At 46.7% G+C, this 15231-nt stretch carries 17 protein-coding genes; 5 read left to right on the forward strand and 12 right to left on the reverse strand.

The features are described 5' to 3' along the window. The 5 genes from QT990_RS30425 to fraC form a co-directional block, all read right to left on the reverse strand. A partial coding sequence (locus tag QT990_RS30425) for a helix-turn-helix domain-containing protein (RefSeq protein ID WP_333142467.1) occupies positions 1–190 on the reverse strand: 190 nt, incomplete at its 3' end. A gap of 413 nt (positions 191–603) precedes the next feature. After that, positions 604–1377 carry an ABC transporter permease gene (locus QT990_RS30430; protein WP_333466138.1) on the reverse strand — a complete coding sequence of 258 codons (774 nt, stop codon included), beginning with the start codon at positions 1375–1377 and terminating at the stop codon, positions 604–606. Between the two features lie 87 nt (positions 1378–1464). Next, on the reverse strand, positions 1465–2736 hold the full coding sequence (gene iscB / locus QT990_RS30435; protein WP_333142469.1) for an RNA-guided endonuclease IscB: 1272 nt from the start codon (positions 2734–2736) through the stop codon (positions 1465–1467). 438 nt (positions 2737–3174) lie between these two features. Then, positions 3175–4173 carry a DUF5357 family protein gene (locus QT990_RS30440; protein WP_333466139.1) on the reverse strand — a complete coding sequence of 333 codons (999 nt, stop codon included), beginning with the start codon at positions 4171–4173 and terminating at the stop codon, positions 3175–3177. A gap of 5 nt (positions 4174–4178) precedes the next feature. Beyond that, entirely contained in the window at positions 4179–4697 is a 519-nt protein-coding gene (fraC, locus tag QT990_RS30445; protein ID WP_333104943.1) for a filament integrity protein FraC, read from the reverse strand. A 227-nt stretch (positions 4698–4924) separates the two neighbouring features. Here fraC and QT990_RS30450 point away from each other — a divergent pair, with 227 nt between their 5' ends. From QT990_RS30450 to QT990_RS30465, 4 genes are all read left to right on the forward strand, one after another. Continuing rightward, positions 4925–6058 carry a cob(I)yrinic acid a,c-diamide adenosyltransferase gene (locus tag QT990_RS30450; protein ID WP_333290677.1) on the forward strand — a complete coding sequence of 378 codons (1134 nt, stop codon included), beginning with the start codon at positions 4925–4927 and terminating at the stop codon, positions 6056–6058. 827 nt (positions 6059–6885) lie between these two features. Further along, positions 6886–8877 carry a calcium-binding protein gene (locus QT990_RS30455; RefSeq protein WP_333305349.1) on the forward strand — a complete coding sequence of 664 codons (1992 nt, stop codon included), beginning with the start codon at positions 6886–6888 and terminating at the stop codon, positions 8875–8877. 315 nt (positions 8878–9192) lie between these two features. Then, on the forward strand, positions 9193–9528 hold the full coding sequence (locus QT990_RS30460) for a DUF6883 domain-containing protein (protein ID WP_333305352.1): 336 nt from the start codon (positions 9193–9195) through the stop codon (positions 9526–9528). 10 nt (positions 9529–9538) lie between these two features. Continuing rightward, complete coding sequence (locus QT990_RS30465) at positions 9539–9793, forward strand: DUF4926 domain-containing protein (RefSeq protein ID WP_333142476.1); 255 nt, start codon at positions 9539–9541, stop codon at positions 9791–9793. Positions 9794–10061: 268 nt separating this feature from the next. Here QT990_RS30465 and QT990_RS30470 read toward each other — a convergent pair whose 3' ends face one another. The 4 genes from QT990_RS30470 to petN form a co-directional block, all read right to left on the reverse strand. Next, on the reverse strand, positions 10062–10250 hold the full coding sequence (locus QT990_RS30470; RefSeq protein WP_333054441.1) for a CsbD family protein: 189 nt from the start codon (positions 10248–10250) through the stop codon (positions 10062–10064). A gap of 366 nt (positions 10251–10616) precedes the next feature. Then, the gene (locus QT990_RS30475; RefSeq protein ID WP_333305355.1) at positions 10617–10865 is read right to left on the reverse strand and encodes a DUF167 domain-containing protein; all 249 of its coding nucleotides are present in this window, start codon (positions 10863–10865) and stop codon (positions 10617–10619) included. After that, entirely contained in the window at positions 10862–11461 is a 600-nt protein-coding gene (locus QT990_RS30480) for a DJ-1/PfpI family protein (protein WP_333305358.1), read from the reverse strand. Before QT990_RS30480 ends, QT990_RS30475 begins: the two co-directional genes overlap by 4 nt. A gap of 91 nt (positions 11462–11552) precedes the next feature. After that, complete coding sequence (petN, locus tag QT990_RS30485; protein ID WP_071883976.1) at positions 11553–11642, reverse strand: cytochrome b6-f complex subunit PetN; 90 nt, start codon at positions 11640–11642, stop codon at positions 11553–11555. A gap of 82 nt (positions 11643–11724) precedes the next feature. Here petN and QT990_RS30490 point away from each other — a divergent pair, with 82 nt between their 5' ends. Beyond that, on the forward strand, positions 11725–12204 hold the full coding sequence (locus tag QT990_RS30490; RefSeq protein WP_333305361.1) for a hypothetical protein: 480 nt from the start codon (positions 11725–11727) through the stop codon (positions 12202–12204). 191 nt (positions 12205–12395) lie between these two features. Here the strand turns inward: QT990_RS30490 and QT990_RS30495 are convergent, their stop codons facing one another. From QT990_RS30495 to bioB, 3 genes are all read right to left on the reverse strand, one after another. After that, entirely contained in the window at positions 12396–13070 is a 675-nt protein-coding gene (locus QT990_RS30495; RefSeq protein WP_333466140.1) for an SDR family oxidoreductase, read from the reverse strand. A gap of 157 nt (positions 13071–13227) precedes the next feature. Next, entirely contained in the window at positions 13228–13839 is a 612-nt protein-coding gene (locus tag QT990_RS30500; protein ID WP_333466141.1) for a class I SAM-dependent methyltransferase, read from the reverse strand. 331 nt (positions 13840–14170) lie between these two features. Beyond that, positions 14171–15214, reverse strand: a complete 1044-nt coding sequence (gene bioB / locus QT990_RS30505) for a biotin synthase BioB (protein WP_333466142.1) — start codon at positions 15212–15214, stop codon at positions 14171–14173. Positions 15215–15231 lie beyond the last annotated feature (17 nt).

Below are 15231 nucleotides of genomic sequence, written 5' to 3' on the forward strand. Positions count from 1 at the left end.
GGGTGTCTATTTCGCAATAAGACCCAAAAGCATAGCTCCGAGGCGTTTCAACATTTCTGTTGTTAGTCTCCCAGCCGATGAAGCGTTCTCTGAGACAATAATTACGGTGCTTACGCAGTGTTATAAGCCATTGGGCCATGAGCGCGGCTTGCTCTTTGTTTGGTTTTAACTTGTAGTTCCAGCGTTGCATTGTTTTTACCTCCTTGCTATATTGTACACATAAACTGAGTACACATCGTGGAAGTTATGGAAAAAGATAAGAGATTGCATATACGCATCAGTTCTCAAGAAGCTGAAATTCTTGCCCGTTACTGTACAAAGACAATGCGCTCTCAATCAGACGTACTGAGAGGGTTGATTAGGAAACTGGAAAATCAATAAAAAGCCGTCGTAGAACGACGGGGCTTCAGACCCAGTTTTTTGGTGAATTACAGTAGTCATAAGTCACCTCATTTTACCAATAAAAGTTTGAGTTTTAGTCGAGATTGCTGAGCGATAACCTTCTCTATATCTTAGCGCGCTAAGTCGATAATAAAATTGGTTTGTAGTAAGGACTTTAGTCCTCACTACAAACAATTAGCCTGAAGTTACGGAAGGCTGCTTTTAAAATTCCCGGCGGGAAAATATGGCGATCGCAATTGACAACAGCAGCACCACATACAGCAAACCGTAGCCAGCATCTGTAATCAAACCTGCCAAGTAAGGAACTTGTCCGTAAACAGCATCGTTTCTCAAATTGAATCTGGCTAAATCCGGCAAAACCAGATAAAGTCCCATCATCAATTGTTCAAGGCCAGGATTTTTAGTTAACTTGCCCAAAGCCACTAAATCCCGCGTCGAATGTCCCATCAAATAAACGCCAAATGTCAGTAAAGTTGCCAACAGCGAACTGCTAAAAACCCCAAATAAAATCCCGACACCAGCCATCAGACACAGCTCAAACCAGATAAACAGCGAAGCGATTAAAATGCTTTCCAAAGGGAAAGGAATGCGGCTCAAACTCAGAATAGCCAGATAGATAACAGTCATTGCCGCTACAAGAACCGCCAGCACCGCCGACAGCCCTAAGTGCTTGCCCACAATTAACTCAGCCCGACTTATCGGCTTGGCAACTAACAGATAAACAGTCCGCTTTTCAATTTCTTTGTTGACCAGTCCGGTAGCCACAAAGACTGTGGCAATTAGACCGAGGAGGCTCATAGCAGCCAAACCGACATCTAAGATAATTTTCTTCTCGGTTGTCGCCGCTAATTCGGGTATCAACCGTACCGAGGCGCCCATCAACAAAGCAAAAATAATAATTAAGTAAAGGATGCGATCGCGAATTACTTCCCAAAATACATTGGTCGCGACTGTCAAAATTCTTCTCAAATTCATAAAAAAATTCGCTAACTGGGAAACTCAGCGACTTCAGTCCTGAGAGGGAAACGACCCGGCGATTTCAATCGCCTTGAATCTTCAAATTCAAAATGAGTAACTGTAGCCATCTTTGTGGTGAACAATTTTGCAGTATTTATGGCTAATCCCTTGCACCAATTCTGATGCCGAGATATTGAACGAACCCGTCGATCTAACCGCAACCCGACCAACATATTCACCTATTTTTTTGCCACTGGTAACGACTGCTTTTACAATGTCGCCGGTTTGAAAACCTTTGACAAACTTGTTTCTCGGAACGTACCGAGATGGGAAGCCAAAGTTGTCTGTGCGGCACATTTGACGAGTCCCGTGTCCAGTTGTCTTGATTAGCAATGGTTTACTCGTTACTACAGACAATGATTCAATTTGACCGACACAAGCAGCATCAAGCCAATGAGTTTTAGGTAGTTGCAGTCGAGTACGATTAAACTTTGTCAGTCCACCTGAACCAGTCAAAACGGGCAACCCCGTTTCTTTCAGTCGAGAGAACAACGCCCATCGAGTCGAATTCACAGCAGCAGCATCCTTAAGCGGACGTTTTGCTTGTGCAAGAATGTGCTTCAAGATGTCAGGTTTCTTGACTAAAAATTGCTCAACATCTTGAGTGCCTTTCTTCTGGTTGCACTTCTCGCAAGCAAGGCAGAGATTAGAAATTCGATTGCTTCCACCTTTAGCTTTTGGATGAATGTGTTCAACTTGCAAAGGTACATTTTCAGTGTCGCAGTAAGCACATTTTCTGTTCCATTTGTTGAGTAGATATTCACGAACTTCGTAACCTTGTAGTTCGCCTTGTTGGTACTCAACGCCGGAGATATCAGGATTTTCTAGTTGTTGTAGGTCAAATCTGACAAGCTCTTGAACGATCAAACTGATTGGTGCAAGTCTGCGTAATTTGTTAACCCAAGTTAGGGTGGTTTCTACCCGGTGCTGCAAGGATGGTGCTAACCAACCTTTTTGGCGGGTACGGTTTAAAAACCTTGCTTGGCGGTAGCGAGTATGACGGTTTCGTCTTCCTCGACGCAGTGCGCGACGGGAATCAAGACTTGCTTTGATGGCTTGACCTCGATGAGTTAGTTCAGCGCCAAAAATTACTTTCTCACCTTCTAGTAAAGCGATGCCAGTAGTTTTAGAACCTGGATCTAACTTGAGACTAATTGATTCAATAGTTGCTGTTACCACCTTTTTGAGAATAATTGTGAAGGGGAACCTTCTAAAAACAGCCGCTTTACGGGCAGTTAACAACTTGTGAGCCATTGACGGCTTACAAGGTGTTAGTGGTCTTTTGTTTGTATCGAGTACGAAAATAAAGTTGGACATTGTTGCGTCCCTCCACTTGCGTGTAATGTTAGCTTCGCCAATGTTATAAAAGCTTTTTAAACCTGCAACACTGCCGAGCGTGACTTTAAGACTGTTTAATTGCAGATGACAGAGCAGGGAACTAGCTTCGCATTCGCCTGGTGTCGTGACTTGAATAACGTAGATTTCAAGAATCTTAGGCTGGTCAGCATAGCTTGCTCGATTTCTCTTGCAAGCTCAGTGGCTTTAGCCCTGAGTTACTGACCTAGTTATTAACCCGCTGGAAACTTTCGCCATACTTTAGTGCAAGGAAGAAGGAAGAAGGAAGAGGGAAGAAGTTATTAGGAAGAAGGAAGGGGGAAGAAGGAAGAGGGAAGAAAGAGGATTTTTTCCATCTTAGACTCTCAGACTTTCCCACTCTCCCGCTATACCGATCGCAATTAGTTAACAGAGACAGAATCACACTTGACTGTCTCCCGCAGTTCCATCTTTTTTCTGTCCGGGTTGAGAGCGTTTAATGGCATCGCAGGTTACAGTCGCCCTATTGGCTATCTGGAACACCTCGCAAGATTTGGTAAACGAATATATTTCCGGTCTAAAAACCAGCCCCAGCCAAGTGGCCTGCATATCTAACTGATAGCGGGACTCTCCTTGGACGATCGAAGTTTTGACATCCCAGCTCGCATCTTCTGGGACTATCCCAGTTGTTTTTAAGGCTTGATTCCGCAGAAAAAATCGCTCGTTGTCAATATCTATTAACATTTGCTCTACTTGCGCCCACGGTTTTGTGCGGGCTTCATTTCGCAGGTATCCCTCCATTGCATTGAGGATGACAACTCCTCGGGAGCGATTAATAGTTGGCCGTTGAAATGTCACCACATAATCGCTTTGCCTTAAATCCTGAGATAAAACGCTCGGATACTGTTGTATCCAACCTTGAATTAAAAAGTGAAAAGCAAACCAACAGGAAAACAGCAGGTGAACTAGAGTAATCATCAAAAACTGAGGGCGCACCAACGACCTGATACCTTCCCGTTTTGACTCGCTATTCCAAATCTCTATTGTAGCAAGAACTACTACTGCTATAAGTGGGCCGGATATCCATGCTATTTCCTTCCTATCCGAGGGCAATCTTATCAGTAACCACAAGCCAATTAAGATGCTTGTCACCCACGGACTCAGACTTACTCCTTTAATCACAAAAGGTTGCTGGCTGGTCAGCAAACCCATTGAAAGTGTAAATAATAACCAGCTCATATCAAAAAGCAGAGTTCTCGTCCGCCAGTCAGTGACTGCCGCCACTGTCAGCAAAGCTAAAAAGATGCTGAGCAGTAAAGGAGTCTTCCAGTGGACAACTTTAGGCGGAATCATCGCCTTTTGGATTTTTTTATTGGTTTCCCAAAGGTTGTTCGTCAGCTTAGTGAGTTGCTGAGTGACATCTAAAAATTGCTTCATCATAAATTTCAATAGACGCTTTGCAAAAACAACACGGTTAAAATAACGAGATTGCTAACAGTGTGGGCGATTAAAATTCCCCCAAACTGGGTAGTTACTTGAAAAGTTTTTTTGGGAGGACGGCGGGTGAGGGTGGGCGGCCCTAAAAACTGAGGTGTGGAAGCTTTTTTATTACCGGCAACCATGTTCTCTATGAATTCTAATCCCTGCCATTTAGCTAGAAAAGTTACTGCTAATACTGAGAGTGCTATCATAGTTATTGGAGCGTAAACATTATCCGCTCTTCCTAATAAGATATAACCGATAAGCTGTTCTCGCAAATCTTTGCTAAGAACGCTTTCAATGCCGAAAAAAACTAACCAGCCTACGCAAGTGCAAGAGAGATTGAGGATGGCTGTATATTCAATGCTGGTTTTGGGGCCGAGTTTAAGTAGTTTTTGCAAAAACCACGATTCGATCGCGATCGCCAAAAACATAATTAAAATTTGCACCAAAACAGTCCGAAATGGGAAAACACTCGCAATCATAAGCCTTTAGGTATATCAGTCCGTGTTAAATTTTAATTGTACAGCACAAACGGAATAATCTTAACCGGAGGTTTGAGCACCTGATTGCGTTAGATCGCGACTTAAAAAATTGGGGGTTAGGACTTATCGTATAATCTGTTGAGATCCGCCAACAGAATGGAAAAATTAGACATTCAAGGCGCGCGATCGAATACCCACCCCGATACAGACTCAAACAACTGCTGATTATGGTAAGGAATGGCATTGGTATTCGGACAGCCTCATCCCGGTCGGAACGCGCCGCAGGTCAGATTCACGTCTACGACGGCGCTGGTAAAGGCAAGTCTCAGGCAGCTTTGGGAGTAGTGTTGCGCTCGATCGGGCTGGGTATCAATTCTGACTCGCCCACGCGAGTCTTGTTGCTGCGCTTTCTCAAAGGCCCCGGCCGCTCCTACGACGAAGACGGGGCAATAGAAGCCTTGCAACGGGCATTTCCGCACTTAATCGACCAAGTGCGTACCGGCCGTGCCGAATATTTTGGGGCCGAAGCAATCACCCGCTTCGATCGCGCCGAAGCTCAGCGAGGCTGGGATATCGCCAAAGGAGCGATCGCAAGCTCGCTCTATTCCGTCGTGGTACTAGACGAACTAAACCCGGTATTGGACTTGGGTTTGCTGCCAGTTGACGAAGTAGTCCAAACCCTCAAAAACAAACCAGAATATTTAGAAGTCATCGCCACAGGCCGAGCGGCCCCCGAAGCTTTGCTGGAGATTGCCGACTTACACTCAGAAATGAAGCCCCACTATAACCCCGCAGCGGCAGAGCATCATATTTCCGGTATCGAAATATACACCGGAGCGGGCAAAGGCAAGTCTACGAGCGCTTTGGGCAAAGCTTTGCAGGCAATAGGTAGGGGTATCAGTCAAGACCAATCTCACCGGGTGTTAATCGTGCAATGGCTCAAAGGTGGCACTGGTTATACAGAAGATGCGGCGATCGCAGCTTTGCGGCAAAGCTACCCGCAGCTAGTAGATCACCAGCGGTGCGGCCGAGATGCTATAGTTTGGCGGGGGCAACAGCAAGAGCTAGACTGCATAGAAGCAGAACGCGGCTGGGAAATCGCCAAATGTGCGATCGCCAGCGGCTGGTACAAAACGATTATTCTCGACGAACTCAATCCCACAGTAGACTTAGAACTGCTGCCGGTAGAGCCGATCGTCGAAGCCCTGCTACGCAAGCCGCGGGATACAGAAATTATTATCACCGGGCGCTGCCACAAACCCCACGCTTACTTTGACTTGGCAAGCGTACACTCCGAGGTATACTGTCACAAACACTACGGCGATCGGGGCGTAGAACTAAAGCGGGGCGTAGACTTTTAAAGCCCGGAGCGGTACTCGGTTCAATCCGGGTCAGAATTATTAAGTCAGGAACTCAGGGCTAAAGCCACTGAGCTTGTAAGAAATTACAAGCTATTCTGACGGGCCATCGTCTTAACTGACTACGTTATTTGAGTCACGACACCGGCGAATGCGAAGCTAGTTTTCCGCTCTGTCCGAAGCAATTAAACAGTCTTAAAGTCACTGAGACAGTGTTGCAGGTCTAAAAAGCTCTTATAACCTTGGCGAAGCTAACATTACCCGAAAGGGACTCGGAGACAACCATATCTCCATAGAGGGGCAACCATACCCCTCTAACCCCGCAAGGGGATTCAAGGCGATTGAAATCGCCGTGTCGTTTTCCTCTCAGGGCTGAAGCCACTGAGTTTCCCACTTACCGAGTATTTTTTATGATGGCCCTGCCTGGAAAACCGGAAATTGCCACAAAGCCTTGTTACCAAGTAACAAATCTCCCAATTTCCCTTGTCTTCCCGATCACCCAGATCAGCCTTTTTTAATCTTTAATGTCCTCCCCCGGACGCGATCCCCGACCGCCAATCCAGAATGGAACATTAAGAATATGAGCCGCGTCTTATAGAGCGTGAGCACCTGAGACAGTGCACCAGGATTATTAAAGGGTGAAGACATTGAATATAAAAGCTTACAAGCAAAAAATCCGCGAGGGAGAAAGTCTAGACAGGGTTAACGCCAGTAGGCTAGACTTGCGGCTGGCAAACAGGTTAAACTACAGCGGAATCCAAACATTCGGTGTTCTAGGCAGTGTCTGTAGTCGCACCAGCGATGACCAACAAGTAGAGGAGTGAAGCTTTATGACAACGTTAACTGACAATTCCGATCAAACTAATTTAAACACTCCGGGACTGGGCCCGGATACAATCTTCGCTGGAGCGGGGGCGGATTTAATTACAACTTCTACCCTCGGCGGCAGTTTAATATTTGGCCAAGCCGATAACGATACTCTGACTTCCGTCGGCCCGAACGATACACTGTACGGCGACGGCGACGAAGATTCATTAGTAGCCCAGCGCGAGCGGGCTTTGCTGTTTGGCGACGCAGGCAGTGACACCGTAGTCGCTCAAAGCCGGAATACGACCCTGTACGGCGGTTTGGGAGAAGACTTGCTCCAAGGTACAGTCGATGGCAACCTCATGTTTGGTAATGAGGGTACTGATACGATGCTCGGAGGCGCCCTCGGAAGAGACTCCCTCTACGGCGGCAAGGACAATGACTCCCTCGGCTTCTTCATCTCCGGCGGCGGCAACAACCTCGGTCTTCCCGTCGGCGGCAGCGCCGGTGGCAATGCAGGTAGCAACTACTTGCGGGGGGACCTTGGCGCCGACTACGTTGTAGGTATCAATCAAAAAGATACTCTGTTCGGCGGTAAAGACAACGACACACTGTACGGTGTGGCCAGCAACAGCTATCTGTCGGGCGACCTTGACAACGATACTTTAGTCATTCGCAACAGTAGCCAGCCGAACCAGTTTGCTCTAGGCAGCTTCGTCACCATTGGCGTTGAGAAAACCACCTTGCTCGGCGGTGCCGGCAACGATTCTCTCGTCGGCGGTATCGCCGAGTTTGGCGCCGGCAAAAACTTCTTCGACGGCGGCGACGGCAACGACACGATCAGGGTTTTTGCTACCCAGGATACCGCGTTGGGAGGTGTCGGCGACGACTTCATCACGTCAGGAACGACGGTGAATGTAACTTTGAGCGGAGGTGCCCAGAGTTCATTTGGAGGCTTCGCGGGTCGCAACTTGCTCGACGGCGGAGTGGGCAATGACACGATCGTCGCTGCCTTCTCCAGCGATTCGATGATCGGCGGCGAAGGCAACGACAGCCTGAGCGGTACATTTACTAATGCAGTCGGTGGAGATGGCAACGATACTATCAATGCTACCGCTGCCATTTTTGGTAATGCTACTGGTACTGCTTTGATTACTCTCGAAGGCGCGCTGGGCGGCGATCTGTTAATTGGCTACACCAATCCTACTACTGCCAGCAGCTTCACCGTCACCAACCTCTTTAACGGTGGCGAGGGAAGTGACACCCTGATCTTTGGCAGCGATCGCGATAGCCTGATTGGCAACGCTGCCGGTAACGACTTCATCTCCTACGCTAGCAGCGTCACCTTTAGCGGTCCTAACAGTCCTACAACGCCAAACTTGATTACCGATACCTTAGGCAGCAACTTCATTACTGGTGGCAACGGCACTGATGTCATCACTACTGGTAGCGGGGATGACGTCCTATTCGGCGACTCATCCAACGCAACATTGGGGGACGATACCTTAAATTCCGGCGCCGGAAACGACACCCTGCTGGGCGGCTTTGGAAACGACTATTTGATCGGCGGCGACGGTAACGACTCTCTCGGCGGCGGGCCTGGTGCTGACACGCTGATTGGCGGATCGGGTAATGACAGCTTCTACTACCAGAACTTCGGCGAGGGCGCCGATGGTACTGCCGATGGTACTAACGTAGACCAAATCGGGGGTTTTGATGTCGGGCAAGACAAGTTTATCTTGAATAGCCAGACCTTCGGCTTAGGTACAGTGAATGGGCCAAGCCGACCGGGTTCCACACAGTTCTTAGTGCTTGACACCGGGACGTACAATGGTCAGGGGAATGCGCAAGCTCCGGGACAAGCAGTCCTTATTTATGAAAATCGACTGGGCGCAAACGATAACACCGGTCGCTTGTTGTTCGATCCTGACGGTTCTGGATCCCAGGCAGCCGTTACACTGGCAAACATCAACGGCAGACCAGGGTTGACGGTGAGTGACATTACCCTGATTTAATTTGGGTAAAAGTGGGTGGAGTCGATTCTGAAACATCGCCCTAGGAACTCTCAAAACTAATTGTGCTATGTTTCGAGCTGGGGATATCCATCCCTGGCTTTTTTGTGGGCATTGGGAATTGAGCATCGGGGATTGGCCAAACAGGGCATTGGGCATTGAAAGGAAGGGCAGATTCACCGATCCATTTTGCCACCCATCAATAATGTTGATAAACCAGCCACCCAACTCAAAGACGATATAATTGACATTTGAGTAAAAGTCGATTATCGTAGCAGACTAATATTCTCTTTTGTCCTTCAAAAACAGTTATTAATAGTGAAACTGCCCAATGGTCATCTAGCAGATTTAGGCAATAAAATAGAAGAATATTCTCTAAATCCGAATCATCAAGAAGGAAAAAATAAAGCTGTTTTGTTGGCCAGTAAGTTAGGCATTACCCTAAAAAATGCTGAAATGCTCAAACAGGCTTTAAAAGAAGCTGCTATCAACGAAGATGTTGTTATTCAAAAAAACAATGAATACGGAACACATTACAACATGAAATTCTTGCTGAAAACCGAAGTAGGTGAATCTCTGATTCTAGCAGCTTGGATCGTCCGCTTAGGTGAAAGTTTCCCCCGATTAACAAGTTGTTATCCCGTCAAAAAGTGAGGTAAAAACAATGAAAACAATTAAAGACCTAGATATTGTTGCTTTAACTGAAGATTTAGAAGCCACCCATTTTGAAACAAAACAAATCATTAAATTATATAAAGGACAAGTAGGAACAGTCGTGATGGAATTTGATGGCAGTGCTTTTGAGGTAGAATTTTCTCATCAAGATGGTAGAACTTATGCAATGGAAACAATTCCCGCTACAAAATTAATGCTTTTGCATTATGAATTACTGGAATCTGTAGGGGCTGTTAGCCGGTGAATTTTGCCAGCAATAATGTTGATAAACCCGCCCCCACCCAACGAATAACCCCGATTAAGCATCGTCGCGCAACCGTTAAATTCAATTAATTCTGAATTTTTTGGTTGGTGGGGGCGGGTTTATGAGATGGTTAGTTTTTGGCAATTATGGTTGGTAAAACCCGCCCCTACATATTGGTACAAATGATTTAGGCTAATTATAAAAAAAATCCCGCAAACATATCGTTTGCGGGATTTAGTAGGCAGGAAACTTGTAGGGAATACTGTTACTAAGCTCGGTCTACAATCTCTTTTGCTTTATCTTTGAGGTCTTCTTTCAGGTGAATTGCTGATGCTTCATCCTGCTTGGCTTGACCTTCTAATTTATCTTTTTGATTGCCTGTAACTTCGCTAACAGCTTCTTGGATTTTGCCTTCAATATTCTTCGCTGTGGCTTCGACTCTATTTTCAATGTTCATAATTTTTTATTCTAACTCTACAACTACTAATATATGATTTTAAAGTTGAGTCTAAATCCATCTTTAGATAGATTGGCTGTTAACTTTATAGATATCCGGTAGGGAGACGGCACCGTGCCCATTGGTGTCAACTTAAGCTCAAACCAAGTTACAGATTGCTGTTTGACTATTAAGGCCAGATCCCCCCGGCGCCTAGGGCGGGCACTCTTGGCACCGCCCCTACGAAGGGGGGGACAGGAAGCCTCTTTAAGTCAACCCCTACTCCCCTTCTTAAGGGGGATTTAGGGGGATCTAGACTCGACTATTAGCGAGATTTCTCAAGGGTTTTAGTCTTAAGTTGACACGACGAAAGGCACTGCCGTGTCCCTAGGGAGAGATAGAAGTTGCAGGTTCGATCGCAACTTCGACAAGTTTATTTTTCGAGGAAAGACCTGATTTAATGCCGATCGCAGATTTCGGCACTTTAAACTTTTTTGCCAACAGCATGATTAATTCTTGATTGGCTTTACCATCCACAGGCGGCGACTTGAGATGTATTGTGAGGCTGCCGTCGGGTTGTTCTGCGATGCTTTGCTGTTTGGAATTCGGTTTAACTTTGACTGTGAAAATAGTCATACTTCGACTTTCTCTAAATGTTCGATCTTCGTTCCCAAAACTTTCAGGAATTCAGCTAGCCAGTTAGGATGTGCTGGCCACGCGGGGGCGGTGACTAAATTGCCATCGACTACGGCTTCGGTAACGGGAACTTCTGTATATTTGCCGCCGGCCCGGAGTACGTCCGGGCTGCAAGCCGGGTATGCGGTGCAGCGTTTGCCTTCGAGTACGCCTGCTGCAGTTAGAACTTGTAAGCCGTGACAAATAGATGCGATCGGCTTTTTGGTGTTGGCAAAGTAGCGGGTAATTTGCAGGACTTGTTCGTTGAGGCGGATGTATTCTGGGGCGCGTCCTCCGGGGATAATCAAAGCGTCGTAGTCGGCCGGGTTGATTTCGTCAAAAGTCGCGTTTAAAGTGAAGTTGTGACCGGGTTTTTCGCTGTAGGTTTGATCGCCTTCAAAGTCGTGAATTGCGGTGCGAATTGTTTGACCCGCTGCTTTGTCCGGGCAGATGGCGTGGACGGTGTGACCTACCATTTGCAGTGCTTGGAAAGGTACCATTACTTCGTAGTCTTCTACAAAGTCGCCGACTAACATTAAGATTTTTTTTGCTGTCATGTTTCCTACTCCTGTTATTTTGATTTGGTTAAATAGGATGAAAAAAAATGCGGGGCAGTTAAAAAGCTGGCCCCGCAAGCTATTCTGGAATCTAGAAACCGTTGCGTCCCCAAATGACCATTGAAATTGAGAAGGAGAACAGAACTAGCACCGAAACCCAACCGAGTGACAAAATATCCATAGCTATTTATTGAACAAACTGTACAAAGTGACTCCAACCCCTATGATAAGTCAATTTGAGCCATTTTTGAAATGAGGGCGCTGTGAAGGATTCGTCAAATTTTAGTGCGGCTGAACGGGTAGAATCTTTGAAGGCAGGGACGGTTGCTGGTTTGTCTTGTTTGCTGGCTTTTGGGGCGATCGCCCTTGGTAATAGCTTAATTCTAGCGGATAGGTTGGATTCTCTGGCGAGTTTGCAGGTAAGGGAAATTGACCTAAATTTTGCCGCCCGAGGGGCGATCGCACTTTTGGGCGGTTTTTTGTTCGGCGTGACTTACCGCTATGCGATTCGCCGAGATGTTAACCCGCAGCTTAAATCTGGTGCGGTGTTGGCTTTTGGGTTGGTGCGGGCTTTTGGACAGTTGGATGCTGGATTGTTTTTTGAATCCGGGAAGATGCCCGCCCTACAGGAGTTATTGCCGTTTGCGGTTCGCGGTGTCGAGAGTGTGGTATTATTTGCGATCGCGGCTTTGGTTCTGGATTGGGCGATCGGGCGATCGTGGATTAAGCCTTTCGATTCTTGAGATTTGCCGTTGGTTGGGGACAGGTTTACGATCGCCCTCCGTCAAAAACTTGTAGGGGCGGGTTCACCAATAGTTTCAAAGGATACCCAAAGACTCAAAAACCCGCCCCCACCCCGCGCGATCGCCACCCAAGTGGGGGCGGGTTTACGAGATTATCGGTTTTAGGCAATTATTGTTGGTAAAACCCGCCCCTACAGATTTAATTCCTCAAATTCTGGATTGCCGTAAACCATCTGTTTATCTACCGCTGACAAAACTTTATTGTTAGCAGCATCAGAAACTAAACACTGACAAACTAGCTGCGCTACATCTGCCCGGTGAATCGTTCCAGCAACTCGACAATCTTCTGTTAAAATACCGTTGCCTGTTGCAGGTTCCGATTTGAGTCCGCCGGGACGAATCACTGTATAAATCATCCCGCTTGCTATCAAATGATTTTCGGCTTTTTCCTTTTCAATTAAAACCGGGCGCAAAGTTTCTAAAGCTTGGGGCGGCAAAGCGCCGACACTATTACCGCTGCCGATTGATGAAACTAAAATAAACTTTTGCACGCCTGCTTTGACAGCCGCATCAATCAAGTTTTTGTTGCCCAAATAATCGGATAATTCTACATCTTTGGGCAAGCCGCCAATTGTGCTGATTACGGCATGAATTGGCTCACCCCCAGCCATCGCCGCTTCCATAGCTGCTGCATCCAAAGCATCGCCAGTCACGACTTTGATGCCCATTGCTTCTAATTCGGTGCTGGTTGCGGGCGATCGCAAAAGTGCTGTTACTTGCATCTTTTTTGCTGTGAGACATTTGGCGATTTCTAAGCCGACTCCTCGACTAGCACCTGCTAAAAAAATGTGGGATTTCTCTGTCATATTAATTGTGTTTTAAGTTATGCAGAAATTGGTTGTTTTGACTGTGGAACAGTATACAACAATCCTCTGTAATTTTTTGAATTAGTTTTTTTTAACCGCAGAGGGCGCAGAGGGCGCAGAGGAAGAGAGGGGAATGATTGGCAATTTCCCATTTACGTTATATTTTTTTGCCCACTATTACTACCCAAGATTGAGCTTCGCGGGGTAAGCCGGGGGGGCGATAGTAGTGATTGACAATTGCAAATCCCGCTTGTTCTAAACAAGGCGCTAAAGTATGATATTCCCATCCGGCTGTATAGCGTTTTCCCGTTGGTCTCTCGTCGTATCCTTCCCAATTTCCCCGGCACATTGACATGACAATTGCACCGTTAACAACTAAGGCTTTGTGCAAATCTTGCAGCACTTTCACCATCTCGTCGCTGGGAACGTGAATCAGGGAAGCATTGGCAAAAATACCGTCAAATTCTGCTTTTGGTAAGTCGAGATTCAGAAAAGATTGCTGCCAAACTTCGCATCCTGACAACTCTTTTGCTATTTCTACAAAAGCTGGAGTTGCATCTAAGCCTACAACTGTGTGTCCTTGGCTCTTGAACGCTACTAAATCTCGTCCCGGCCCGCATCCTATATCGAGAATTTTACCTGGAGTGCGGGGCATGGCAGCGGTCAGTGCGGAGCGATTTTGGGATACGTCGTGATGCCAAGTTCCTTCTCGGAAAGATTCGGCAGTTAGCTGGTATTCTGCGATCGTAATTTCTTCGCGTTTGTCCACAATTTCCCCCTCTTGTATTATTTTAGATTTTAGATTTTAGATTTTAGATTGAAGAATTTTAACCGTAGGGACACTCCAAAAGCCCATTGGTGTCAACTTAAGGTCAAAGTTAGTCACAGAGTGGTGTTTGACGATTAAACTTAGATCCCCCCTAACCCCCTTAAGAAGGGGGGGACAGGAGTCTTCTCAAAGTCCCCCTTCTTAAGGGGGATTTAGGGGGATCTAGACTGGGGTAAAAACGAGATTTCTCAAGGCTTTCGGCTTAAGTTGACACCAATGGGCTCTTGGAGTGTCCTACTTTATTTCATCCGATTGACAACTGGTATAAGAGTTAAACAGCCAGGGTTTTTTGTTCGGATTTGGTAACTGCTGAATCAACTTCTAAGAGAGAACCTTCGGGGGATTCGATCGCAAATCCCGCATCTCGAATCATGTCCCAATCTTGATGGGCAGCTTGTCCGGGAGTTGTCAGATAATCGCCAACAAAGATAGAATTAGCGGGGTAGAGTCCGAGAGGTTGCAGCGATCGCAAATGCACTTCCCGTCCCCCAGCAATCCGAATTTCTTGACTGGGAAGCAAAAATCGGAACAAACAGAGAATTCGCAAACATTGGCGGGGAGTTAACCTGTTCACATCTGCAAATGGTGTGCCGGGAATCGGAATGAAAAAGTTAACCGGCACGCTAGTAACGCCCAAGTTGCGAAGCGAAAGCGCTAAATCGATCGCATCATCATCCGATTCGCCCATCCCCAAAATTCCGCCGGAACAAGTTGTGATCCCCGCTGCTTTTACGTGTTCGACGGTTTCCACCCGATCGCCAAAAGTGTGAGTGGTGCAAATATCCGTGTGATATGATTCGGAAGTATTGAGATTGTGATTGACGCGATCGACTCCAGCTTTAGCCAAACGATGAGTTTGCTCCTCGCTCAACAATCCCAAACAAGCGCAAATTTTTAGGTTATAATTTGCCTTCACAGTCTCGACAGCATCCAAAACGCGATCGAAAGTAGATGCGTTGGGTTGGCGGCCCGAAATCACCAAACAAAACGTACCAGCTTTTAACTCTGCTGCGCGTTGGGCGGCATCCAGAATTTTCTCCTTAGCTAAAAGCGGATATTTCTCAATTTCCGCAGTCGAAATTTTTGACTGAGAACAATAATGGCAATCTTCAGGACAAAGGCCACTTTGAGCGTTTAACAAATAGTGCAGCCTGACTCGGTTTCCCCAGTAGTGGCGGCGCACCCGATAAGCTGCGTTTAGTTGTTCCAGCAAAACCTCATCCGGTGCGCGCAATACGGCTAAAGATTGCTCGCGAGAGAGACATTTGCCCGCCAGCGCGTCGTCAGCCAAATCGTTCCAATTGGGTAAATTCATTACTAAAATTAAAGGGT

Source organism: Microcoleus sp. T3_B1 (assembly GCF_036700445.1).
GTDB lineage: Bacteria > Cyanobacteriota > Cyanobacteriia > Cyanobacteriales > Microcoleaceae > Microcoleus.